The organism is Streptomyces sp. TS71-3, assembly GCF_018327685.1.
Classification (GTDB): Bacteria; Actinomycetota; Actinomycetes; order Streptomycetales; family Streptomycetaceae; genus Streptomyces.
The window spans coordinates 573377-596579 of sequence record NZ_BNEL01000003.1; the positions used below are offsets into that span (position 1 = coordinate 573377).

Annotated in this window: 16 protein-coding genes and 2 pseudogenes; 7 read left to right on the forward strand and 11 right to left on the reverse strand. The window is 73.9% G+C overall.

Annotation, left to right across the window (positions count from 1 at the left end):
• Nucleotides 1–99 precede the first annotated feature (99 nt).
• Nucleotides 100–270: pseudogene (locus Sm713_RS26865) on the reverse strand (TetR/AcrR family transcriptional regulator); the annotation flags it as partial.
• Between the two features lie 26 nt (nt 271–296).
• Between Sm713_RS26865 and Sm713_RS26870 the strand changes: the two are divergent.
• The 3 genes and pseudogenes from Sm713_RS26870 to Sm713_RS26880 form a co-directional block, all read left to right on the forward strand.
• Nucleotides 297–1006: pseudogene (locus Sm713_RS26870) on the forward strand (serine hydrolase domain-containing protein); the annotation flags it as partial.
• 482 nt (nt 1007–1488) lie between these two features.
• On the forward strand, nt 1489–3747 hold the full coding sequence (locus Sm713_RS26875; protein WP_212914862.1) for a glycoside hydrolase family 9 protein: 2259 nt from the start codon (nt 1489–1491) through the stop codon (nt 3745–3747).
• Between the two features lie 519 nt (nt 3748–4266).
• Complete coding sequence (locus Sm713_RS26880) at nt 4267–5103, forward strand: undecaprenyl-diphosphate phosphatase (RefSeq protein WP_212912648.1); 837 nt, start codon at nt 4267–4269, stop codon at nt 5101–5103.
• 190 nt (nt 5104–5293) lie between these two features.
• Here Sm713_RS26880 and Sm713_RS26885 read toward each other — a convergent pair whose 3' ends face one another.
• Entirely contained in the window at nt 5294–6148 is an 855-nt protein-coding gene (locus Sm713_RS26885) for an acyl carrier protein (RefSeq protein ID WP_212912649.1), read from the reverse strand.
• A 604-nt stretch (nt 6149–6752) separates the two neighbouring features.
• On the opposite strand from Sm713_RS26885, the gene Sm713_RS26890 reads away from it, so the two are divergent.
• Nucleotides 6753–8831: an NAD(P)-binding protein gene (locus Sm713_RS26890; protein WP_212914863.1), complete on the forward strand. Its 2079-nt coding sequence runs from the start codon at nt 6753–6755 to the stop codon at nt 8829–8831.
• Between the two features lie 302 nt (nt 8832–9133).
• Entirely contained in the window at nt 9134–9520 is a 387-nt protein-coding gene (locus Sm713_RS26895; protein ID WP_212912650.1) for a DUF1304 domain-containing protein, read from the forward strand.
• Nucleotides 9521–9622: 102 nt separating this feature from the next.
• On the opposite strand, the gene Sm713_RS26900 is transcribed toward Sm713_RS26895, so the two are convergent.
• The 3 genes from Sm713_RS26900 to Sm713_RS26910 form a co-directional block, all read right to left on the reverse strand.
• The gene (locus tag Sm713_RS26900; RefSeq protein WP_374196075.1) at nt 9623–11536 is read right to left on the reverse strand and encodes an ABC transporter permease; all 1914 of its coding nucleotides are present in this window, start codon (nt 11534–11536) and stop codon (nt 9623–9625) included.
• A gap of 564 nt (nt 11537–12100) precedes the next feature.
• On the reverse strand, nt 12101–12937 hold the full coding sequence (modA, locus tag Sm713_RS26905) for a molybdate ABC transporter substrate-binding protein (RefSeq protein ID WP_212912652.1): 837 nt from the start codon (nt 12935–12937) through the stop codon (nt 12101–12103).
• Between the two features lie 290 nt (nt 12938–13227).
• Nucleotides 13228–13623: a molybdopterin-binding protein gene (locus Sm713_RS26910; protein WP_212912653.1), complete on the reverse strand. Its 396-nt coding sequence runs from the start codon at nt 13621–13623 to the stop codon at nt 13228–13230.
• 494 nt (nt 13624–14117) lie between these two features.
• On the opposite strand from Sm713_RS26910, the gene Sm713_RS26915 reads away from it, so the two are divergent.
• The gene (locus Sm713_RS26915) at nt 14118–14501 is read left to right on the forward strand and encodes a peptidase inhibitor family I36 protein (RefSeq protein ID WP_212912654.1); all 384 of its coding nucleotides are present in this window, start codon (nt 14118–14120) and stop codon (nt 14499–14501) included.
• 95 nt (nt 14502–14596) lie between these two features.
• On the opposite strand, the gene Sm713_RS26920 is transcribed toward Sm713_RS26915, so the two are convergent.
• The 6 genes from Sm713_RS26920 to Sm713_RS26945 all read right to left on the reverse strand — a co-directional run bounded on the left by Sm713_RS26920 (nt 14597) and on the right by Sm713_RS26945 (nt 19825).
• On the reverse strand, nt 14597–15184 hold the full coding sequence (locus tag Sm713_RS26920; protein WP_212912655.1) for an antibiotic biosynthesis monooxygenase: 588 nt from the start codon (nt 15182–15184) through the stop codon (nt 14597–14599).
• A gap of 311 nt (nt 15185–15495) precedes the next feature.
• Nucleotides 15496–16362, reverse strand: a complete 867-nt coding sequence (locus tag Sm713_RS26925; RefSeq protein WP_212912656.1) for a tyrosinase family protein — start codon at nt 16360–16362, stop codon at nt 15496–15498.
• 129 nt (nt 16363–16491) lie between these two features.
• Nucleotides 16492–16995, reverse strand: coding sequence for a tyrosinase family oxidase copper chaperone (locus Sm713_RS26930; RefSeq protein WP_212912657.1), 504 nt, complete (start codon nt 16993–16995; stop codon nt 16492–16494).
• A 703-nt stretch (nt 16996–17698) separates the two neighbouring features.
• The gene (locus tag Sm713_RS26935) at nt 17699–18292 is read right to left on the reverse strand and encodes a vitamin K epoxide reductase family protein (protein ID WP_212912658.1); all 594 of its coding nucleotides are present in this window, start codon (nt 18290–18292) and stop codon (nt 17699–17701) included.
• Nucleotides 18293–18409: 117 nt separating this feature from the next.
• Entirely contained in the window at nt 18410–18688 is a 279-nt protein-coding gene (locus Sm713_RS26940; protein WP_212915155.1) for a hypothetical protein, read from the reverse strand.
• 468 nt (nt 18689–19156) lie between these two features.
• A complete protein-coding gene (locus Sm713_RS26945; protein ID WP_212912659.1) occupies nt 19157–19825 on the reverse strand; it encodes a hypothetical protein in 669 nt (222 codons plus the stop codon).
• Between the two features lie 689 nt (nt 19826–20514).
• On the opposite strand from Sm713_RS26945, the gene Sm713_RS26950 reads away from it, so the two are divergent.
• The gene (locus Sm713_RS26950; RefSeq protein ID WP_212914864.1) at nt 20515–21789 is read left to right on the forward strand and encodes a glycosyltransferase family 4 protein; all 1275 of its coding nucleotides are present in this window, start codon (nt 20515–20517) and stop codon (nt 21787–21789) included.
• Nucleotides 21790–23203 lie beyond the last annotated feature (1414 nt).

Genomic DNA, 23203 nt, shown 5'->3' on the forward strand with positions numbered 1-23203 from the left:
GAGTCATCCGAGTACGCCCCGTACGAGGACGATCCTCCGCCTTGCGATGCACGGCACCAGACGCCGCAGGCTGATCCACGAAGATCCGCCGGACACGACCTAACCCGTACGGCTCTCGGACCCGATATGGGCGAGTTGGGCGGTGAGGATCTCTTCGAAGGCGGCGCGGCGGTCGGCCCCGAGAGGGCGGATGCCGCGGGCGAAGTGGGACAGGGCGGGGAAGCGCTCGGGGTCGGCGCCGAGTACCGCGACCCGGAACAGCTCCATGCCCCAGTTCGCCGCGGTCTGGGGACGCTCAGAGCCTGGACGACAACCGGTTCACGCGCTTCCACGCCGCCGAGCTGATCGCGATGGGCGTCACCGCACCTGCCACCGGCGCCCCGGGCGGCACTCCGGGGGTGTACTCCAACACCCACTACCTGCTCCTCGGCGAGCTCCTGGAACGGGTGACCGGCACCACGGCCGAGCGGTACATCACCCGGAACGTCATCGAGCGCGCCGGCCTCCGCGACACCGAACTGCCCACCGGACCGCACGTCGACGGGCCGCACTCGCGGATCTACGAGTCGTGGTTCGGCATGATCGACCCGCCACGCGACTACAGCGTCTACGACATGTCGTGGGTGGGGCCGGCGGCCTCGCTGACATCGACCGTCACGGACCTCAACCGCTTCTACGCGATGCTGCTGGCCGGCGAGATCGTCAGCCCGTCGTCGCTGGCGCAGATGCAACGCACCGTCCGGATCGCCTCCCAGGAGGGAAGGACGATCGACTACGGCCTCGGCCTGCATCCGATGGAGGGTGCCGATCAGGGCGCGTTCTGGGGCCACGGCGGAACGGTCTGGGGCGGCGGAGCGCTGGCCATGATCCGTGCGGACGGCACGCGGCAGATGGCCGTCGCGGTGAACCTGCAGAGGTGGAACAAGCTCGACTCCTCGGGCAGGCCGGGGCCCCTGCCATCGACGAGGCACTCGCGGCGCTCTACCGCGTGGCGATGTACGGCTGACCAGCGGGAGTGTGTCCGGTACGCACGACCTCCGGGCTCCGCGCGTCGGATCGGGCGCCCGCCTTGATCCCGATCACCGGATCCGACGCGCGCCCTGATCCCGTATCACCGGATCGGACACACACCCTCATCCCGTGTCACGGGGTGGGAGGCACAGGCCCCGATCCGGTGACACAGAAAGGATCCGGCTCCACCTCACACGCACCCGCGCCACCACCCGCCGCGTTACACCGGTGAAGTCCCGGACGCTTCCGGTGTCTTGACGAACCTTTGGGCTACCCACCACGATGCGGTGGGAGCGCTCCCATACCTCTGTGCCCGCAACCCCGGGTGTGGGCCGCTCCCTTCCGATGGTCATTTCGCACCCCCACGAACGAAAGGACCGCACCGTGCCCAACCCGCCGAACCAGCGCCGCACGCGCCGCGCCCGGCCCGGCAGACCGGTGTTACGCCTGGTCGCCACGCTCGCCTGCGCCGGCCTGATGGCCGGTGCGCTCACGGCCGGCGCCTCCGCCGCGCCCGCCGCGCCCGCCGCGCCCGACACGCCGACGTCGCCGGCCGCCGGTGCCGAGGAGGTCGTCAACGGCGACTTCGAGAACGGCTCCACCGCGCCCTGGTGGTGGACCGAGAACAACCCGGCCTCCGTCGTCGACGGCCGGCTCTGCGCCGATGTCCCGGCCGGCACCGCGAACCCGTGGGACGCCATCATCGGGCAGAACGACCTGCCGGTCGCCCCCGGCGAGACGTACGCGCTCACGTACACCGCGAGCGCCACCGTCCCGGTCACCATCACCACCAACGTCCAGCAGGCTACCGACCCGTACACCCAGTACTTCACCTCGGCGGACCAGCTCACCGCGGAGCCGAAGGCGTTCACGCAGACGTTCACGGCGAAGGCGGACGACGACGCGGCGCAGCTCGCGTTCCAGATCGGCGGGAGCGACGAGGCGTACACGTTCTGCGTGGACGACATATCGCTGACCAGCGGCGCCGAGACGCCCCCGTACGACCCGGACACCGGCTCCCCGGTCCGCGTCAACCAGGTCGGCTACCTGCCCGCCGGGCCCAAGACCGGCGTCTTCGTCACCGACGCGGACGACCCCGCCGCCTGGTCCCTGAAGAACGCCGCCGGCGCCGAGGTGGCGAGCGGGACGACCACGCCGCGGGGCGTGGACGCGTCCTCCGGCCAGAAGGTGCAGTCGTTCGACTTCAGCGGCGTCACCGCACCCGGCGACGGCTACACGGTGACGATCGGCGACCAGACGAGCGAGCCGTTCTCCATCGGCGCGGGCGTCTACAGCGAGCTGCGCAAGGACGCCCTCCAGTACTTCTACGTGGAGCGCAGCGGCACGCCGATACGGGGCGACCTGGTCGGCGACGCGTGGGCGCGGCCGGCGGGGCACCTGAACGTGGCGCCGAACCGCGGCGACAACGGCGTGAGCTGTGTCGCCACCGCCCCCTGCTCCTACACCCTGAACGCGGCCGGCGGCTGGTACGACGCCGGTGACCAGGGCAAGTACGTGGTGAACGGCGGCATCGCGGCGTCCCAGCTGCTGTCCAGCTTCGAGCGGACGCTGACCGCCCCGGGCGCGTCGAAGGGCGCGCTGGGCGACGGGAAGCTGCGCGTGCCCGAGCGGGGCAACGGCGTTCCGGACATCCTGGACGAGGCCCGCTGGGAGCTGGCGTTCCTGCTGTCGATGCAGGTGCCGAAGGGCCAGAAGCTGGCCGGCATGGCCCACCACAAGCTGCACGACGCCCAGTGGACCGCGCTGCCGACCCAGCCCACCGACGACGATCAGCCCCGCGAGCTGCACCCGCCGTCCACGGCGGCCACGCTGAACCTGGCGGCGGCGGCCGCGCAGGGCGCCCGGCTGTTCAGGGGGTACGACCGCGCGTTCTCGGACAAGCTGCTGACCGCGGCCCGCACCGCGTACGCCGCGGCGGTGGCCCACCCGGCGGTCTACGCCCCGGCAACCGACTCGGTCGGCGGCGGCGCGTACAACGACGACAACGTCACCGACGAGTTCTACTGGGCGGCGGCCGAGCTGTACATCACCACCGGCACGAGCACCTACCGTGACGCGGTGCTGCGCTCCCCGCTCTGGGGCAAGGGCGCGGACATCTTCCCGCAGGGCGGCTTCTCCTGGGGCTCCACCGCGGCGCTGGGCGCGCTCGACCTGGCGACGGTGCCGAACGGGCTCACCGCCCGCCAGCGCGCCGAGGTGCGCGGCGAGGTCACGGCCGCGGCCGACGGGTACGCGGCGGACGCCGCCAAAGCCGCGTACGGGATGCCGTACGCCCCCGAAGGCGGCCACTGGGTGTGGGGCTCCAACAGCCAGGTGCTCAACAACGCGGTGGTGCTCGCCACGGCCGCCGACCTGACCGGCGCGGCGAAGTACAGGAACGCCGTGCTGGGCGCCGTGGACTACGTCCTCGGCGAGAACCCGATGAACCAGTCGTACGTGACCGGTTTCGGAGAGCGCTCGACGCAGAACGAGCACAACCGCATCTACGCCCACCAGCTCGACTCCGACCTGGCCCACCCGATCGCCGGCTCGATGGCGGGCGGCCCGGACAGCTCGCTGGAGGACCCGAAGGCGGAGCAGAAGCTGGCGGGGTGCGTGGGGGCGATGTGCTACATCGACGACATCGAGTCGTACTCCACGAACGAGATGGCGATCAACTGGAACGCGCCGCTGGCCTGGGTGGCGTCGTATGTGGACGACCTGGGCATGCGGTAAGCCTGCGGCGCCGGGCCGCTGCCGGGGTGCCCCCTTCTGGGGGTGCCCCTTGCCGGGCGGGGCGGTCCCGGGGCCGGGGTGGCTCCCTGCCGGGGGTGGCTCCCTGCCGGGGGCTGCCCTCCGGGTGGGGTGGTTGCGGTTCTCGCGGGACCGTCCGCCGGTGCGGCTTGCTCGCGCAGTTCCCCGCGCCCCTTTCGGGGCGCGGGCTGCGTTCCGGGCGTCCAATCATCCGGGCCCCAACAAGGGGCGCGGGGAACTGCGCGACCAGCCACCCATCCACAGGTGATCCCGCGACGACCGGAACCGCCCTGCCCGGAGGGCGCCCCCACCGGCAGGTGGTCCCGTGACAAACGGCACACCCCCGCCCGGAGGGCGCCACCGGCAGGTGGCCCCGCGACTCATGGCGTGCCCCGGCCACAAGGGGGAGCCCCCCACAGACCGCGGCCGGGCGCGATACGTGCCCGGCCGTCCGCTCCAGTACAGTCGCCTCACGTCTTCCCCGCGCAGAAGGACGATCACGTGAGCGCCATCAACATGGGCCAGGCCACGATCCTCGGGATCGTCGAAGGGATCACCGAGTTCCTTCCGGTCTCGTCCACCGGTCATTTGAAGATCACCGAAGGCCTGATGAACATCCCGGTCGACGACAAGTCCGTGGTGGCCTTCACGGCGGTGATCCAGGTCGGGGCCATCGCCTCCGTGTTCGTCTACTTCTTCAAGGACATCGTGCGGTTCGGGGGCGCGCTGGTCCGCGGGGTCGTCAACCGCGAGGAGCGGTACCACCACGACTACAAGTTCGCCTGGTGGGTGATCTACGCCACCATTCCGATCGTGGCCGTCGGCCTCGCCGCGAAACCGCTGATCGAGGGGCCGCTCGCCTCGCTCTGGGTGGTGGCCGGATCACTGGTCGTGGGCAGTGGCGTGATGTGGGCGGCCGACCAGATGGGGCGGCACAAGCGCGGTGAGGACGACACCTCGTTCAAGGACGCCATGCTGGTGGGCTGCTCGCAGATCCTCGCGCTGCTCTTCCCCGGCTTCTCCCGCTCCGGCGCCACCATGTCCACCGCGCTCATCCTCGACCTGGACCGGGTGGCCGCGACCCGCCTGTCGTTCTTCCTCGGCCTGCCCGCGCTCACCGGTGCCGGCCTCTACGAGCTGAAGGACGCGGTGGGCGGCGGGGCGCCCGTGATGCCGCTGGTGATCGGGACGGCCGTGTCGTTCGTCGTGGCCTACGCCTCCATCTCCTGGCTGCTGAAGTTCGTCGCCAAGCACTCCTTCAACGCCTTCGTGCTCTACCGCATCATCATCGGCGTGCTGCTCTTCGGCCTGCTGGGGATGGGCGTGCTGGACGCCTAGCCCGCGCGGTCCCCGGGCGCGGCCCGGGGGAGACGGACCGAGGGCCCGCTGCCGGTGATGACGGCAGCGGGCCCTCTTTTGCGAGCGGTCAGCCCTTCGGGGTCCGTGCACGGTCAGCCCTTCGGGGTCTGTGCACGGTCAGCCCCTCGTGGTCTGTGCACGGTCAGCCCTTCGGGCCGAACTCAAGCTCTCAGCTGCTCGACGAGCCGCCGCTGATGCCGTCGAGGTTCGTCACCGGCAGGTCCGCGCCGGCGCCCTTGATGTAGTAGTCGGTGGGCGCCGAGAAGATCGCGAAGTCCTCGTACCACTCGTCCTTGACCTTGAGGCTGACGGTGAAGTTGCCGTTGGCGTCAGCGGTGGTCTTGGCGTTGTACTCGTTCTCGTAGTAGCCGCGCAGGAAGACCCGCGTGCCGGCCACCGAACCGTGCCCGGCGGGCCAGCTGACCTTGCCGGTCACCTTGAGGGTGTCGCCCACGTGCACCTTGGTCTTGTTGACCTTGTACGTGAGGGTGCTGGCCACCGGCTGCGTGTTGACGAAGAGGTCGTCGAAGACCAGGTCCTGGTCGGAGGGGTCCTCCGGCGGGTTGTAGCTCGCGAAGAACTCCACCTCGTCGAGCGGCTTCAGGAAGAGGCTGGGCTTGGTGTCCCACCGGTCCGCCTGGACGCCGGTGACGCTGAAGCGGCCGTTCTCGTCCGTGGTGAGCGGGGTGAGGTCGCGGGTCTCCCGCTCGGTGGGGTCGATCGGGTCGCCCCACGGGTTCCAGGTCTCGAAGTTGACGCTCTCGTTGATCGAGACCGGCGCGTTCGCGACCGGGGTGCCGTCGGCCCGCGTCAGCACGCCGCTGAGGTCGACCGTGCGGTGACCGTAGTCGGTCGACGCCGGGTCCGAGGTCAGGGTGATGTGGTAGGCCTCCGCGGGGGGATCCCCGATCGCGGGGTCGCCCGCCGCGGTGAGGGCCTGGGCGGGCAGCACGCCGGCCGCGGTGGTGGCGAGGACGATCACGGCGGCCGCCGCGAGGCGGGCCGTGGTGGGGCGTATGTGCACGTGAACTCCGTGGTCTTTACCTGGTCTTGCGGGGTCGTACCGGCCGCCGGTCTCGGTCTGCGGCAGGCGCCGCGGTGGCATGCCGGCACCCGTTTGACCCGGAGGGGTGGGGTGCAGTTGTAGCGGTCGGCGAAAATACACGGGCCCGATACCTGGAATTCGGCTTGCGTACGGGGCCTGTTGGGGCTCCGGTGCGTGCGGAAGTGCCTGCCGGGGGCCTTGAGCTGGCCGTACGCCGGGCGCGGTGCGTACGTGGAGAAGGGCGACGGACGGCGGACCGGGCTTGCGGGGGGACGGACTTGCGCGGGGACGGGCTTGCGCGGGGCCGGACTTGCGCGGGGACGGGTACGTGGGCAGGACGTACTCGGGGCCGGGCAGCGGGTACGTGGGGCAGGGCGTACTCGGGGCCGGACCCACCCGGAACCCGGCGACCCCACAACCCCTCACTCACGGAGCCGCGCGGCGTCAACCGGAGCGCGGATACCGCTTCTTGCCCCCCGCCGTCGGGAACTATGCGCAGGGCGCGGCAGTCTTTCCCTTTATGGCCAGTCTTCCGAGCTTCCCGATGCAAGCGGCGGCTCCCCCGGCGGATGTCGCGGGGGCCATGGTGGTCTGCGGGGGCGATGCCCTGGCGCACCGGCTTGCGGCCGAACTGCGCGGGCTCTACGGGGAGACGGTCACCCTGGTGGTGCCGGGGCCGGGCCGCGACACCGGGCAGCCGGCGCCGGGCCGGGCCCGTGCCTCGATGCTGTTCGGCCGGATCTCGGCAGCCGTGGTCCGCGCGACCAACTCCGCGACCGGCGGGAACGGCTCCAACGGCTCCAACGGCTCCGAGAACGGCGACCCGGCGCCCGGCCGGGGCGGCCCGGCGGGCCGGACGGCGCCCAGCGGGCGTTCGGCGGGACCGGCCGACCGGGGCGGGCGGTCCGGCGGGCCGTCCGAGCGGGGCGGCGCGGAGCGCGGCACGGAGGCCGCCGACCGAGTCATCGAGGCGCCCGAGCTCAACGAGGAAGTGCTCGCCGAGGCCGGCGTCGAACAGGCCGCCGCCCTCGCCCTCGTCCACGACGACGACGAGACCAACATCCGCGCCGCCCTCGCCGCCCGCCGCCTCAACCCCCGCCTGCGCCTGGTGATCCGGCTCTACAACCGCCGCCTCGGCCAGTACCTGGAGGACCTGCTCGACCAGGCCGCCGCGCTGGCCGCGCCCGGCATGGACGCCGCGGAGCTGGACGCCTCCACCACCGTGCTGTCCGACGCCGACACCGCCGCGCCCGCGCTGGCCGCCACCGCCATCGCCGGCTCCAGCAAGGTCGTCAGGGCCGGCGGCCTGCTGCTGCGGGCCGCCCAGGTCAACCCGCGGCGCGGCGAGGTGGCCGACCGGGGCCTGTGCACGCTGGCCCTGCTGTCGTCCACCGACGCCGACCCGGCCGGCGCGGAGGGCACCGAAGGGAGCGGCACGGACGGGCCCCGGCTGCTGCCCGACGAGGCGTCGGTGGCCGCGGCGGCCGGCCGGCACCAGGTGGTGCTGCGCACGGTCGCGTACACCGGGCCGCAGCTGGCGAGGAGCCGCCGGGTGCCGATCGGGTGGCTGCTGTCGCGGCGGCTGCGCTGGTCGTTCACCGTGCTGGTGGGCGCCGTGCTGGCGCTCGCGGTGGCGTCGATGCTGACCACCGGCGACGACCACGCGGTGCACGCGATCTACCTCACCGTGCTCGACCTGCTCTCCATCAACGACCCGGCGACCAACGCGTCCACCTCGCGCAAGGTCCTCCAGCTCCTCTCCGGAGTGGTGGGGCTGCTGTTGCTGCCGGTGCTGCTGGCCGCCGTCCTGGAGGCGCTGGGCAGCTTCCGCAGCGGTTCCGCGGCGCGCCGCCCGCCGCGCGGCCTGTCCGACCACGTGGTGCTGCTCGGGCTCGGCAAGATCGGCACCCGGGTGCTGGTGGAGCTGCGCAGGCTCAGCATCCCGGTGGTGTGCGTGGAGTCCGACCCGGAGGCGCGCGGCGTCGCGGTGGCGCGGCGGCTGCGGGTTCCGGTGGTGCTGGGCGACGTCACCCAGGAAGGCGTCCTGGAGGCCGCCAAGACCCACCGCGCGGGCGCGCTGCTCGCGCTCACCAGCCTGGACACCATCAACCTGGAGGCCGCGCTCACCGCGCGCTCCGTCAAGCCGGACCTGCGCGTGGTGCTGCGGCTCTACGACGACGACTTCGCGACCGTCGTCTACCGCACCCTGCGCGCGGCCCACCCGCACGCGCTCACCCGCAGCCGCAGCGTCTCCCACCTCGCGGCGCCCGCGTTCGCCGGAGCGATGATGGGCCGCCAGGTCCTCGGGGCCATCCCGGTGGAACGGCGGGTGCTGCTGTTCGCGGTGGTCAACGTCGGCGGGCACCCGCATTTGGAGGGCCGCACGGTCCGGGAGGCCTTCCGTCCCGGCCACTGGCGCATCCTGGCGCTGGCGGCCCCGGAGGACACTCCCGCGCAGGGCCCGTCCTCATCCACCGGCCGGACCTCCGGCTCGGCCCGCCGCTCGTCGGACCCCAAGCGCACCCCGAACCTGGTCTGGGAGCTCGACCCCGACCAGCGCCTCCGCCCGGAGGACCGCGTGGTCCTGGCGGCGACCCGGCACGGCCTCGCGGAACTGCTGGGCAGGCGCACCCGGGGGGTTCCGGCGGGGCGCGGCGCGTAAGGGCCGTCTGAGGGCTGCCTGAGAGCTGCGTCAGGGCTGCGTGAGGCTGAGATCGCGCACGGCGGCCAGGGCGCCGGTGCCCGGACCCCTCATCGGCCGGTCGCGATCCGGCCAGTCGGGCTCCAGCCGGTCACGATCCAGCCGGTCACGATCCGGCCGGTCACGATTCCGCATCCTGCCGGTGCCCCGGCGAACCAGCGCGGAGGACGACACGCGATAGTGCGCGGACACTTCGGCCGTCTTGCCAGTGCCGTTTTGTCAGTGTCGTCTTGTCAGTGTCGTCTTGTCAGTTGGGAGCGAACGTGCCGGTTGTCGGCCTCGTCTTTGCGGTTCTCGCCGCTCTGATACACGTCTACATCTTCGTCCTGGAATCCTTGCGGTGGACCGCGCCGAAGACCAGGGCGATCTTCGGCACCTCCGAGGACGAGGCTCTGGCGACCCGGCAACTGGCGTTCAACCAGGGCTTCTACAACCTCTTCCTGGCCGTCATGGTCGTCGTCGGCGCGGCGGTGGACATCGCCTCCGACGCGACCGTGGGCCGGACCCTCGTCGCCGCGGGAGCGTCGTGCATGGTCCTCGCCGGCCTGGTCCTCCTCCTGAGCGACCGCACCAAGGTGCGCTCCGCCCTGGTCCAGCTCGTGGCTCCGGCAATCGCCCTCGGGGCGTGGGGGATCGGTGCGCTGGTCTGAGCGTTCTCCCGGGTGAACGGGGGCACGGGGCGTGCGCCGTCCCAGGTCTCAGTTCCTGTGTCCTGGGTCCTGGGTCCTGCGTCCTGAGGTGCGTTCGGCCTCTCATTCCGTGACGAGCGTGATGTCCGTTGCCTTCACGGAGGTGTGGACGGCGGTGCCCTCCGCGAGGCCCAGGTCCGCGGCGGCCCCCGGGGTGATCTCGGCGACCAGGTCCGGGGTGGCGTCCGAGGTGATGAGGACGCGCAGGCGGCTGCCGAGGGCGGTGATCTCGCGGACGGTGCCGGGCCAGACGTTGCGCGGGCTGCCTGCGGGGGGTTCGCGGTGCACGGCCACCGCCTCCGGAGCGATGATCGCCAGCGCGGGGCCGCCGGGGGCCGGGTGGGTTCGTTCCGCCGGGGGTGCGATGACGACGTGGCCGCCGGTGGTGAGGGCCAGCCCGTCCGCCGTGGTGGTGCCGGGCCAGGCGTTGCGGCCGAGCATGCGGGCCACCCAGGGGGAGCGCGGGTGCCGGGCGACCTCGGCGGGCGGGGCGTCCTGGACCACCCGGCCGTGGTCGAGCACCAGCACCCGGTCGGCGAGCGACACGGCCTCCACCGGGTCGTGCGTGACGATCAGGCAGACGCCGCCGAAGCCCGCGAGGTGGGTGCGCAGGGTGTGCCGGACCTGGGCGCGGGTGGTCTGGTCGAGCGCGGCGAGCGGCTCGTCGAGGAGCAGCAGCCGCGGGCGCGGCGCCAGCGCCCTGGCCAGCGCGACCCGCCCGGCCTGCCCGCCGGAGAGCTGCGCGGGCCTGCGGTGCGCGAGGTGCCCCACGCCGAGCCGGTCCAGCCACTCCTGCGCGGTGCGCCGGGCCTCGGCGCGCGGCACCCCGTGCGCCCGCAGCCCGTACGCCGTGTTGCCGAGCGCCGTCAGATGCGGGAAGAGCGCACCGTCCTGCGGCACCCACGCGACCTCACGGCGGTGCGGCGGCAGCGGTGTGACGTCGGTGCCGCCGAGGCTGAGCCGTGCGGTGGCGCGCGGGGTGAGCCCGAGCAGGGCGCGCAGGAGCGTGGTCTTCCCCGCGCCGTTCGGGCCCACCACGGCGATGGTGGTGGCGGGCGGGGCGCTGAGGGTGAGTTCCTCCCAGCCGGTGACGGAGGCGTCCAGCGAGTGGCGGTCGGCGGGCTCGGGGGGCGGGGGCTGTGCGGGGACGGCGGTGCGGCCGTCCGCGGGCGGCGCGGCGTCCCGGTCCGGGACGGGCACGGCGGTGCGACCGCCCGCCGCCGTCGTCCAGCGGCCCCGCAGCGCCACGAGCACCGCCATCGCGATGGCCAGGAGCAGCAGGGACACCGAGGTGGCGGCCTCGGGGTCGTCCTGGAGGAGCAGGTAGACCCGCAGGGGGAGGGTCTGGGTGGTGCCGGGCAGGTTGCCGGCGAAGGTGATGGTGGCGCCGAACTCGCCGAGCGCCCGCGCCCACGTGAGCGCCGCGCCCGCGGCGAGTCCGGGGGCGACCATCGGCAGGGTGACCGTGCCGAAGACCCGCAGCGGGGAGGCGCCCAGCGAGGCCGCCGTCTCCTCGTACCGGGGACGGAGCCCGGCCAGCGCGCCTTCCAGGCTGATCACGAGGAACGGCATCGAGACGAACGTCGCCGCGACCACCGCACCTGCGGTGTGGAACGGCAGCACGATCCCGAACCAGTCCTCCAGCCACGGTCCGACGAGCCCGCGCCGCCCGAAGCCGAGCAGCAGGGCCACGCCGCCGACCGTCGGCGGCAGCACCATCGGCAGCAGGACGAGGGAGCGCACGAGCGGTTTGCCGGGGAACTCCACCCGGGCCAGCAGCCACGCCAGCGGCACCCCGAGCAGCAGCGACAGGCCGAGCGCCCAGCAGGAGACCACCAGGGAGAGGCGGATCGCCAGCACGGAGTCGTGGCCGGCGAGGTCGTGGCCGAACTCGCCCCAGGAGGTGCGGGCGAGGACGCCGAGCAGCGGGATCAGGAGGAACGCGACGGCGAGCAGCGCGGGAGCGGTGAGCGTCACCGGCAACCGGGTGCGCGCCCGCGTGGGCGTCCGCGTCCGCCGGCCCGGGCGCGCCGGGTCCGGTCCCGTTCCCGGTCGGGTTCTCCGTTGGCCGGCGTCCGCGGCGGGTTCACGGTTCGGGGCGGGTTCACGGTTTTCGGCAGGTTCCCGGTTTCCGGAGGGTGCTCGGTTCGGGGCAGGTTCCCGGTTTCCGGAGGGTGCTCGGTTCGGGGCAGGTTCCCGGTTTCCGGAGGGTGCTCGGTCCTCCCCAGATTCCCGGCTCCCAGCGCCTTCCCGGCCTCCGGCCGTTTCCCGCCCCCGGTCCACGCCACCGGCTCCGGGCTCCCGGGCGCGCGGCGCACCCCCCGCGGCCGCGCCGCGCGCCCCGCCTTCCGGATCCGGGCGCGCGGGCGCGCCCGCGCCACCCGCTCCGCCGGAATCGGCAGAACCGGCCGGTTCGGCCGAATCGGCCGGCGCCGGCACGTCCTCGGACCGGGCCCTCTCGCGCCCGGCCCCGCCGGCACCGGTCAGTTCCTCCCGCACGTCACACCACCGTGTCCGCCGTGTCCACCATGTCCGCCGTGCCTACGGCTGCTGGAAGCCCGCGGCGCGCAGCAGCTTCTGCGCCTCCGCGGAGGAGAGCCACTTGACGAACGCGGCCGCCGCCTCGCCGTGCTGGGACTCCTTCAGGGTGGCTGCCGGGTAGGAGGCGATGGCGTTCTGGGCGTCGGGGATGGTGATCGCGTCGACCTTGCCGGGCGCGGTGGCCGCGTCGGTCTTGTAGACGAGACCCGCGTCCGCCTCGCCCAGTTCGACCTTGCTGAGCACGGCCCGGACGTTGGCCTCCTCGGAGACCGGGTGGACGGTGATCTTCTGGGCGTCCAGGACCTTGTGGCTGTAGTTGCCGACCGGCACCTCGGGTGCGGCGAGTACCACCTTCAGCTTCGTGTCGGAGAGGTCCTTGAGGTTGTCGATCTTCTTCGGGTTGCCCTTGCCCGTGGCGATGACCAGGCGGTTCTTGGCGATGACCGTGGAGCTGCCGGCGTCGGGGCCCACGCCGTCCATGGTCTTCTGGTCGGCGGTGACGAGGACGTCCGCCGGCGCGCCCTGCTTGACCTGGGCGGCGAGTTCCTGGGATCCGGCGAAGGAGAACTTCACGTGGGTGCCGGGGTGCTCCTTCTCGTACGCGGCGCCCGCCTTCTGGAAGACGTCCGTGAGCGAGGAGGCCGCGAGCACGGTGAGGTCGGCGGCCGGCGGGCCGCTGGTCCCGGCGGACGAGCCGCCCTTGGTGCCGGCGCTCTTGCCGGAGCCGCTGTCGCCGCCGTCGCCGCAGGCGGCGAGCGTGCCGAGCAGGGCAGCGGCGAGCACGGCCGCGGTGGCGCCGCGGTGCGCGGCACCACGGCGGATCAGGTTGTTCGGCATCAGTGGCCTCCTTGGCCGGACGAGGACGGGCGGGCTGTGGAGCGGTGGGGAACGTCGAGCGGTGCGGCGGTCAGGAACGTGAGGGGTACGGGGGTCAGGCGGTCAGGCGGTCAGGCGGTCAGGCGGTCAGGCGGTGCGGAACGCGGCGTAGGGCCGGGCGGAACGTGGCGATGGGGCCGTGCTGAACGGTCAGGCTGGTGCGGGCCCCGCAGGACGGGGGACCGGCGGTCGACCGGCAGGGGCGCGCGCGGGCGCTGCGGCGGCGGGGCATGGCGGGCGCGCGGCCGCCCTCAGCCGCGGTCGATGTGCACGTTGGTGGCCTTCACCCGGGCCGTGGCCTCCATACCGACCTCCAGGCCCAGCTCCTCGACGGCCTCCCGGGTCAGCAGCGACACCAGCCGGTGCGGTCCGGCCTGGATCTCCACCTGCGCGGCGACGTCGCCGAGCTTGACGCCGGTGACGATGCCGGGGAAGGCGTTGCGCGCGGAGGTGTACGACACGTCCTCCTCGTCGCCGCCCTGCTGCCCGATCTCGACGGAGAACGCTGCGAGGGCCCGCCCGTCGATGAGCCGGCGCCCGCCCTCGTCCCGGTGCGTGGCGACACGCCCGGCGTCCGCCCAGCGCCGCGCCGTGTCCGGGCTGACGCCCAGCAGACGCGCGGCCTGGCCGATGGTGTAGGACTGCATGCGCGTCAATGTAGGCAGGCACACCTCTTATCTGCAAGGAAAGAACAGACATTGCATGGCATATGCAATGTGCGGGAAAGGTGCTGGGCCGGAGCCGGAGCCGGAGCCGGAGCCGGGGCACGGCAGGGGCGCAGGCGCGAGACGGGAGGCGCCAGGCGTGCGGCGTGCGGCGTGCGAGCGGCCTGCGGCGGTAGCGCGCGGGACCGGGAAGGAACCGGGAGCGGCGCCCATTTCCCGCCGTTTCCTCATATCCGGCCGCATCCCAGCAGGTCAGCAGCGGTGACGTCCCACGACGTGCTCAATACGCCCTCCGGCCTGCCACCCGACCGCGACCGGCTGCACTCTCTGCCATGGGCGCCGGGCGGCGCGGTCCACCCCGTGCCGCCCGGCGGCTGAGGCGGTCCCGGTCCCCCTTCCACCTCCCAGAACGTGGCACGGCGACCGGGGCCCGTGACCGAGGTCATGATCACGAGCTCACAGGAGGAGAGAGAGGGATGCACGTACTGCGCAAGATGCGGGTGATCGCGGCCGTCGCCGTGGCTTCCGGAGCACTGACCGCCGCGGCCATCGCACCGGCCTCCGCCACCGCGGAGTCCTGGGGCGACTGCCCGAGCGGCTACTTCTGTGCCTGGAGCGGTGCCAACGGCACCGGATCCAGATGCCAGTGGGCGGGGAACTCCGAGTCCTGGTACCACGACTGCTCCTGGGCCGGGGACCATTACCCGCGCTCCGTCTACAACCACGGCCGCTCGGGCGCGGGCGTGACGATCTACGCCTGGACGAGCTGGGAGAAGCCGATCGGAGGCTGCGTCACCAAGGGCGAGACGGTGAATCTCGCGGGCAACTACTACGTCGCGTCGCACGCCTGGAACTGCTGACGCCGGCACGGGACCGTCCGGGTTCGCACCCGTGCGGGGAGCAGGGCGGCCCGCTGCCCGTGGGGGGCGGCGGGCCGTCGGCAGGGTCCGCGGGGTCAGCCGGGGACCAGGTGCAGCCGCGGGCGGAACCGCTGGAAGGTGGTGGACAGCAGGCCGGGCCAGGCGTGCGCCTGCTTCCACCGGGCGTCGTCCTCCAGTTCCGGCGGGCGGGACTCGATGGCGTCCTGGTGCGCCTGCGCGGACGTCCACAGCGCGTAGTTGAACACCCGGGAGCCGTCCGTGCTGACGTAGAAGTGGGCCGAGACCATGCCGGCGGCGGGCGGCGTCCGGGAGCCGCCCTCGAACATCGCCTCCACCAGCCCCTGCGCCCGGTCGACATCCGGGCCGTCGAACTCCCGGGTGACCAGCACGGCGCAGCCGGCATCGCCCACCGCCCCGTACACGGGAGTGCTGCGCCGCAACCGGGCGGCCACCACGCCGGCCCGCTCGATTCCCGGGACGGCCTCGTCGACCTCCCGTTCCCACGCCGGGTCCTGCTCGGCCACGGCGCCTTCGTCAGCACCCTCGTCCACCTGGCACAGGTGCAGGAGCGTCTCACCGTCGTCGCAGGCCAGGACGCCGTAGGAACGCAGCCCCGGCCCCGGCCACCGGCGGGTCCCCCACGCGGCGGCGATGGCCCGCACCGCCGCGTCCTGCCGGTCCGGCGACCCGACCCGCCACGTGCCGAACAACGCGGCCCCGGGGCCGACCGGGACCGGGCCGGAACCCTGAACCGAACCCGAACCCGAACCCGAAACCGAACCCGGACCCTGCGCACCGCGAAGACCCACGGCCACCCCCTCGTCGTCCACACCCCTACGGCCTCATAGTCGAGCGCCGAGAGAGACCGGGGTCAACCCTCGATGAATGGTCCACCGACCATGTGCCGTGGGCCGTGGAGCCGTGGAGCCGTGAAGCCTTGGAGCCCTGGAGCCGTGGAGCCGTGGAGCCGTTGTCAGGCGTACCTGTAGATCTTGCTGTGGCTCTCCAGCTGCGACGGCTTGATGTCCCACGGCGGCATCGGCTGGTCGCGGGAGACGATCCTGCGGTACTGGGAGTGGGAGGCGGCCGGCGGCTTGGCGGGCTGGTAGAGCACGCCCGGGTGGGCCATCTGCCACTGCGACCAGACGCGGTCGATCATGGCGTGGTGCAGCCAGAAGACGGGGTCGTTGTTGGATCCGCCGCCGAGCATCTGCCCGCCGACCCAGCGGTGCACGCGGTTGTGGTTCTGGTACTGGGAGTTGCCGTCCCCCCTGCCCCAGCCCTCCAGCTTGTTGCGGAAGCCGGAGGCGGACATGGAGTTCCACGGGGAGACGTCGAAGGCCTTCTCGCGGGTGGCCTCGGCCAGCTGCGCCTTGGTGGGCAGCGAGATGGGCCCCGAGGGGTGACCGAGGTCGCGGACCAGGAACGGGTCGTCGGTGACGGTCTCCTCGATCCGCCAGCGCCCCTCGCGGTAGGCGAACGCCCCGCTGGTCACCTGGCGGTCCCCGCCGCGGCCGTTGCCGCCGAGGAAGTCGTCCGCCCACAGGGAGGAGGACGTGCTGCGGTCCACGGTCCAGTCCCAGTACGGCACGGTGACCGACGGGTCCACCTCCTGGAGGGCACGTTCGAACTCCAGCAGGAACTGGCGGTGCCAGGGCAGGAACGAGGGCGTCATGTGGGCGACCCTCAGGCCCCGCTCCCCGTCGGAGACGTAGTACTTGATGTGGATGCGCACGAACTCGTCGTAGATCCCCTTCCTCTTGAGTTCGAGGACGGCGTCGACGAAACGCTTCTTCTCGCTGCGTGTCAGTGCGCTCTGGTTCTTGCGGGTGTAGACCATGACGGCTTTCCTTGTGGCGGCTTTCCTTCGGGGCGGCGGCTTCCTTCGGGCCGAAGGGGGGGGCGGAGCGGACCGGGACCGTGCGCCCGGGCCCGGCGTCGGGAGGCGCGAGGGGCCGGTGGCGGCGCGTCAGTAGACGTGCTCGGGGGCCAGCCTGGAGGCGCCGAGGGCGTCGACGGCGCCGCGGGCGGCGGCCAGGACCGTCGGGTGCGAGCCGTAGTGGTCGACCATGCTCAGGTAGCTGCCGTCGGCGCGGCGCATCAGGTGCAGCGGCCTGCCGTCGATGAGCACCTCGATCGGCTGGTCGCCGGCTGCCGGGGAGGCCGTCGGCGCCTGGGAGGCCATCGGCTCGTCGGAGGCCATGGTGGTGTGGCCGCCGGCCCCGTCGGCGTGCCGGGTGAGGCGGTCCAGCAGGCCGTGCTGGCGTGCGTGGATGTGCCGGCCGCGGTAGATCTCGTCGAAGAGCACCTCGTGGACGGGCCCCGGGGCGCGGCCGTCGGTCGTGCCGCCCTGGGCGGGCGGGCCGGGCTGCCGTGCGTCGGCGACGACGGGCACGATGGCGGCCGCCGCCGCGGCGGAGGCGCCGGTCGCGAACAGGGCCCGCAGCAGGGTGCGTCGGCTGCGCGCGGTCATGACCGCGCCACCAGCGCCGGGCGGGCGGCTCGGCCTTCGTGTGCGGGCAGTGTCATCTGTGATCGGTCCCTTCGGGGCGGGGGGAGTGGATGTGAGGCCGTTGCTGCGGTGGCGGGGCGGAGGGCGACGGTCCCGGGTGCGTTGCCCTGCCTGCCTTCCTCTGCCTTGCCCTGCCTTGTCGGTCGGGGCGCGGGCCGCGGTGCGAGTGCGGGCATCCGGTACGGGGTGGCGGCCTTCGGTCCGGGGAGCGGGCCTCCCGTGCGAGGTTGCGGGCCTTCGGTTCGAGGAGCGGGCCTCCCGTGCGAGGTTGCGGGCCTTCGGTTCGAGGAGCGGGCCTCCCGTGCGAGGTTGCGGGCCTTCGGTTCGAGGAGCGGGCCTCCCGTGCGAGGTGCGGATACGACTCCGCCCCCCACTTCCGCACACCGCAAACCTCGGAATCCCGGAAACGGGGCCGACACGGCGGGGAATTCGCCCGGCCGCAGCAGTCCGCCGCTGCTCCAGGGATGACGGACCTGCTCCACGGGTGACGATCCGATTCACGGGTGACGGACCGGCTTACGGGTGACGGACCGGCTTACGGGTGACGGACCGGCTTACGGTGACGGCGCGACTTACGGGTGACGACCGACGATGGCGCCCCGCGCCCGTGATCCACCGCCACCCGGTTCCGCGATGCACCGCCACCTGGTTCCGTGATGCCCCGTCACCCGGTCACGCCCCCGGTCCAGAAGGACCACCAGCGGGTGAGCACCAGCGTCCCGATCACGCCGAGGTGCAGCGCGGGCGGCGCCCAGACGAAGTCCGTGAGGAACGCCCGCAGCCCCGCGGGCACCGGCAGGAAGCCGGAGCGCGCGGTGAAGGACGTCACGCCCCAGAACATGACGACGGTGGCGACCCAGGCCAGGCAGCACCACAGGCACAGCGCGTGGATGCGGTAGAGCGACTGGAACTGCAACCAGCCGCAGAACCCGGCGCCCAGCAGCGCCCCGGTGTTCAGGCCGAGCCAGAACCAGCGGGGGAAGCGGGCCCCGGCGAGCAGGCTCACGCCGACGCAGGCCACGATGGCGTACGCCACCAGGCCCAGCATCGGATTGGGGAAGCCGAAGACCGACGCCTGCGCGCTCTTCATCACGCTGCCGCAGGCCACCACCGGGTTGAAACTGCACCCGGGGGTGAAGTTCGGGTCCCTGAGCAGCGCGAACTCGTCGAGAGTGATCACCCAGGACGGCAGCAGGCCCGCCGCCCCGGTGAGCGTCAGCAGGAGTGCGAAGGGGCGGCCCGCGCCGCTCCTGAGCACGGCGGCGCGGGTGCCGCTGCTTCTGCCGGTGCCTCCGGGGACCGGCGGCCGGGCGGCGCGATGACGCGCCCCGGCCGCCGGACGCCCGGCCGGCCGAACGGTGAGGAGGGGCACCGGTCAGCCGACGGGCAGGCCGCCGAGCAACTTACGTGTGGCGTTGCTCTGTTTGACCTGCTTCGCCAGGCCCTGCACCACCGCGGCCGGAGAGGTCTCGGCCTCCGGCGCGAACCGGCGGGCACCGACGAGCTGCGCGTCCAACGCCTTCTGCTTACCGACCGTGTCCAGGACGTCGTCCACCAGCTTGGGCGCGGCGTCGGAGGCGGCGTACGCCGGTGTCACGGCACCGGCGGCCACCAGGGCACCGGCGAGGACCGCGGCAGCCTTCAGGGGCTTCATGGTCTTCCTTTCTCCGGCGACGGGGATCGCCGGCGGACATTCGCGTCCGGACACCAGCGCACGTCCGATGCCCTCTACTTCTCCGGGCACAACGAGCCCTGCCCGGCACGGAAACCCCGTCGCCGGTAAATTCCGCCTGTCCCGCCCGATTCCCACCCGATCGAATGCAGCGGCACGCCGATGCTCGTACGATCACACGCTCCCGTGTGCGAACGCGTCGGGCGTCCGTGCGCGAGAGGCCGGCATCCCGCCGTATCCGAACGTGCCGAATTCCCTCTCCGGGTGGGGAATTCGGGGCCGCGTACAGCGAATCAGGGGTGCATTGCCGTGAATTGCGGGTGCCGCGCGATGGATCGCGTGTTCCGCGCCGTGGTTTGCGGGTGCCGCGGTGCGGAGGGGCGCGGAGACGCGCGGTGTGCGGTGAGTTCGGGGCGGGGAGCGGGCGGCGGGCGATCCGGCGGGCGCGCCCTATCGGCCGTACGGGCCGGTGCGCGGCCGGCCCTGGAGGTCGGGGGCGGGGCGGCCGTCGGCGACGAGGGCCGCGGTGGCGTAGGCCACCGCCTCGCGGACCACGAGGGGCCCGTAGCGGTTCACGCCCGCCCTGTCGCCCGCGGCGGACGCCCGTGCCAGCGCGTCCGTGGCCGAGCGGAGGCGGGCGAGCGCGCGCAGCCGGGTGGCCGGGGCGCCCTCCCAGGCCGCCGTGGCGGCACCGGACGGCCTGCTGTGCACGGCCACCGCGCCGGACGGCACGGCGTCCGCGGGCACGGCACGCACCGGCCCCGTCCCTACCCGGCCCGGTGGGACCGCGTCCGCCGCGGTGCGGGCCCGCACCTGGGCGATGGCGGCCCGGACCGCGCATACGTGGTGCCGGGCGGAGCGGCCGGAGATGCGGTTGCCGTCGGCCTCGATGACCGCGTCGAGCAGGCGGCTGACGGGGCTGAGCACCGCCGCGGCGTCCCGAACCGCCGAGACCCGGTTGGACGCGCCGGGCGCTGTCCCGCGCGGTGCGGCGGCGTGCGGTCCGCCCCGGGGGCCGCCGTCGGCGTCGGGGTCCGCCGCGGCGGGTGCCGCCCCGCCGAGGGCGAGGGCCGCGCAGAGCACGGAACCGGCGAGGGGCCGTGCGGGCAGGTGACGCATGGTCGTTGTCGTCCTTTCGCCGGACGCGTCCGGCCTCGGTGGTCCGCGGGCACGGATCCGCGGGCACCCGTGCGGGCCGGTACGTCCGCTCCCGCGATCACCGTCCGTGCGACGGTCGCCGTGCGCAACCGGACGGACGCGCAACGTGCGGCGGAGCCCATGTGGACGGTGAACCGTTTCGCCTGGTGGGACGGGTGGGGCGGCGTGTACGGGCGACCGAACGGGGCGCCGCGGGCAGCGCGGCCATTCGGGTCGCCCGTACCGGCTCCGCGGCGCGCCTCCGGCGTAAATGGACCGCATTTCCGTATATCGGCCGCCCGTATTTCCGGCCGACGACGGCCCCTCACGGCGACCACATCATCAAGAATTCATGCAAACCGATACGACACACAGAACCTATGAATTAATCCGATACGTTCACAAATCGGCTACAGTTGCGCTTCCTGAAGCTGTTACGGCGGCACCGGCGCGGGCACCGCCGATCGTGTGATTTCAATGCCCCGCGGGTTTCGGGCCTCCGCATTCCGAAAGGGCAGAGTCGGCCATGCGTCATTCTCTTGGTCTTTCCCCGTCTCGTCGTCGCCGTGGCCGCTCGTGTGCGCCTTTCTCCTGCGGCCATCGCGCGGGCCCCGGGGATCCGGGAGGCCATGTCCCGGCGTCCGGAGCCGGTGCCCGCGCCGTCGCCGCCGATGCCCTCCGGTAGCCCCCGGACGCCGCCTGCCCGCACCGCCCCCGCTCCCCGCCCGCGCCGACCGCTGAAGGTCCTGCACGTCGTCCAGCCCGTGGACGGGGGCGTGGCGCGCGTGGTCACGGACCTGGTGGCGGCCGGCGCGTCCGAGGACCTGCACGCCACGGTGGCCTGCCGGGCGGACGGCGCCCTGGCCGGTGCGGTGCGCGGCGCCGGCGGTGCGGTGCGGCACTGGGCGGCGGACCGTGCACCCGGACCGGCGCTGCCCGGCGAAGTGGCGCGCATCGCCCATCTGGTGGCTCAGGTCCGCCCTGACATCGTGCACGCGCACAGCGCCAAGGCGGGCCTCGCCGTCCGGCTCGCCCTGCGCGGCCGGGTGCCGACCGTCTTCCAGCCGCACGCCTGGTCCTTCGAGGCGGTCGACGGGGCGCACGCGCGGCTGGCCCGGCGCTGGGAGCGGTACGGGGCGCGGTGGGCGGCGCGGATCGTCTGCGTCAGCGCCGCCGAGATGCGCACCGGGCAGGCCGCCGGGATCGACGCCGACTGGGCGGTGATCCCGAACGGCGTCGACACCGGCCGCTTCCGCCCCGCCCCCTCCCCCGCCGCCGGCCGGGCCGCCGCCCTGCCGCTCCATCCGGACGTGCCGCCGGACGTGCCGCTGGTCGTGTGCGTGGCGCGGCTGTGCCGGCAGAAGGGCCAGGACGTACTCCTCCGGGCCTGGCCCCTGGTGGCCCGTCAGGTCCCCGGGGCACGTCTCGTACTGGTCGGCGACGGGCCCGAGGCGTCGGCCCTGCGGCGGGGCGCGCCCCCGTCGGTGACGTTCGCGGGGCCGACCGGCGACCCCGCCGCCTGGTACCGGGCCGCCGACCTGCTCGTCCTGCCGTCCCGCTGGGAGGGCATGGCACTGGCCCCGCTGGAGGCGCTGGCCTGCGGAACGCCCGTGCTGGTCACCGACGTCGCCGGGGCGCGCGAGGCGCTGCCGGCCGGTCAGGAGCCGCACTGCCTGGTGCCCCCGCAGGACCCCGCCGCGCTGGCCGGCGCCGCCGTCGCCCTGCTGCGTGACGCGCCGCTGCGCGCCGAACTCGGCCGCGCGGGCCGGCGGCACGTCCTCGCCACCCACGACGTGCGGCACTCCGCCGCCGCGGTCGCGGCCGTGTACCGGGCGCTGTCGGGCACCGGGCGGACCGGGTCCACCGGGCCCAACGGGCCCACCGGACCCAACGGGAACGCGGCGCCCGCGGCGTCGCCCGAACGCAGGGAGTCCCTGGCCACGTGAGCGCGGAAAGCACCGTTCCCTCCCCTGCCGGCCGGTCGCGGACGGCGGACGGCCCCGCACCGGTCGCGGTCGTCCGGCCCCGCGGCGCGCGGCGCGGCCTGCGCCCCCCGCCCCGGCCACCGCGCGCCGTGCGGCACGCCTCACCGCTGCCCCTGCTCACCGTGGACACCGCGGCCGCGCTGCTCGGCGTCGCCGCGGTGACGTGCGCGGCACGCGCCGGGGCACTCGGCTTGCGGGCCGCGGCACCGGCCGCCCACGCCCCGGGCGCCTGGCCGGCCGCGGCCCACGGCTGGCCCGTCTGGTCCGGCTGGCCCGCCCCGGCGCACGCCAGGCCGGCCGCCTGGTCCGGCTGGCCCACCACGTGGTCCGGCTGGCCGGCGGTGGAGGGCGCGTGGCCCGCGCTGGTGCTCCTGCTGACCGTGGCCGCGCTGCACGCACGCGCCGGCCTCTACGGCACGCGTGCCGTGCCGCCGCTGCCCGGCGCTCCCCTCGCCCTCGACCAGGTCCCCGCGCTGTGCGGGCGCATCACGGCCGCATGGGTGCTGCTGGCCGCCCTGCTCGCGGGCCTCTCCCCGGGCGGTGCGCTGCCGCTGCCGGCGCTCCTCGCGGGCTGCGCCGTGCACGCCGCGGCCTGCTGCGCGGGCCGCGCCGCGGTGCACGGCCTGCGGCGCCGCAGGGCCGCCCGCAACCCGCACCCGGCACTCGTCATCGGCCCCACGGCCTCCGCCCAGCGGGTCGCCGCGGCACTGCTGCGCCATCCGGCGTGCGGGCTGCGCCCGGTGGGGGTGGCGGTGCCGGGGGCTGAGGGCGGGGTGGCGGGGGCAGCCCTTGTGGCTGGTTCCGGTGTGGCCGGTTCCTCTGTGGCGGGGGCCGGTTCCGGTGTATCGGGGGCCGGTTCCTCGGGGTCCGGTGTGGCGGGGGCCCCTGTGGCGGGCTCGTCCTCGGCGGTGGGCGGGTCGGCGGCGGCATCTGACGTGGCGGCACCCGGTGCGGTGGGGGCCGGAGCGGCGCGGGCGGGGGCGGGGACCGGAGTGGAGACGGGGGCGGAGACGGAGGGACGGGCGGCTTCGGCATCGGCATCGGCATCGGCATCGGCATCGGCATCGGCATCGGCATCATTTTCCGTGCCGGCTTCATCCCGTTCGGTGTCGGTTCCGGCTTCGGCTGCTGTCCCAGGTCCGGGTTCGGTTTCGGCTTCGGCTGCTGTCCCAGGTCCGGGTGCGGGTTCGGCTTCGGCTGCTGCCCCAGGTTCGGGTTCGGGTTCGGCTTCGGCTGCTGCCCCAGGTTCGGGTTCGGGTGCGGGGCCGGGTGCGGGTCCGGGTTCGGCGTCAGCTTCCGTTTCCGCATCAGGGGTGGCTTCGGGTTCCGGAGCGTCTTCAGCGGCGTCTTCAGCGACCGGTTCGGGGGCGGGAGC

What these genes read in the sequence shown, in the direction of transcription:
- Sm713_RS26875 (WP_212914862.1), top strand. Translation starts at nt 1,489, where the DNA reads ATGGCCGGTGCGCTCACGGCCGGCGCCTCCGCCGCGCCCGCCGCGCCC.
- Sm713_RS26890 (WP_212914863.1), top strand. Translation starts at nt 6,753, where the DNA reads ATGGTGGTCTGCGGGGGCGATGCCCTGGCGCACCGGCTTGCGGCCGAA.
- modA (WP_212912652.1), bottom strand. Translation starts at nt 12,937, where the DNA reads ATGCCGAACAACCTGATCCGCCGTGGTGCCGCGCACCGCGGCGCCACC.
- Sm713_RS26910 (WP_212912653.1), bottom strand. Translation starts at nt 13,623, where the DNA reads ATGCAGTCCTACACCATCGGCCAGGCCGCGCGTCTGCTGGGCGTCAGC.
- Sm713_RS26915 (WP_212912654.1), top strand. Translation starts at nt 14,118, where the DNA reads ATGCACGTACTGCGCAAGATGCGGGTGATCGCGGCCGTCGCCGTGGCT.
- Sm713_RS26925 (WP_212912656.1), bottom strand. Translation starts at nt 16,362, where the DNA reads ATGGTCTACACCCGCAAGAACCAGAGCGCACTGACACGCAGCGAGAAG.
- Sm713_RS26930 (WP_212912657.1), bottom strand. Translation starts at nt 16,995, where the DNA reads ATGACCGCGCGCAGCCGACGCACCCTGCTGCGGGCCCTGTTCGCGACC.
- Sm713_RS26940 (WP_212915155.1), bottom strand. Translation starts at nt 18,688, where the DNA reads ATGAAGCCCCTGAAGGCTGCCGCGGTCCTCGCCGGTGCCCTGGTGGCC.
- Sm713_RS26945 (WP_212912659.1), bottom strand. Translation starts at nt 19,825, where the DNA reads ATGCGTCACCTGCCCGCACGGCCCCTCGCCGGTTCCGTGCTCTGCGCG.
- Sm713_RS26950 (WP_212914864.1), top strand. Translation starts at nt 20,515, where the DNA reads ATGCCCTCCGGTAGCCCCCGGACGCCGCCTGCCCGCACCGCCCCCGCT.